We start from the raw sequence: 357 nt of genomic DNA on the forward strand, positions 1-357 counted from the left end.
TTTCCTGCGGCAGAGAAAGCGATGGTTCGTTCAATGCTGTCTGAATCCTTACAAGCGGTTATTTCACAAACGCTATTGAAAAAATTCGGTGGTGGACGTATTGCTGCTCATGAAATTATGATTGGTATTCCGGCTATTCGTAATTTAATTCGCGAAGACAAAATTGCGCAAATGTATTCAGCAATACAAACGGGTAAAATACATGGTATGCAAACACTTGATCAATGTTTACGAGACTTGATTAGCCAAGGGCTAGTTTCTTTTGAAGATGCCTCTCAAAAAGCGGTTGATCCTAAGTCTTTAACATAAACAAATAAGGTATAATTTATCAATCTATTTAGTCTGATTTTTAGAAAA

1 pseudogene is annotated in these 357 nt (G+C 36.1%); it reads left to right on the top strand.

What is annotated here, in order from left to right:
• A pseudogene (locus tag GQR38_RS20245) lies at nucleotides 1-309 on the top strand (twitching motility protein PilT); the annotation flags it as partial.
• Nucleotides 310-357: the final 48 nt, after the last annotated feature.

The organism is Pseudoalteromonas sp. c7(2019), assembly GCF_011378625.1.
Taxonomy (GTDB): Bacteria; Pseudomonadota; Gammaproteobacteria; order Enterobacterales; family Alteromonadaceae; genus Pseudoalteromonas; species Pseudoalteromonas arctica.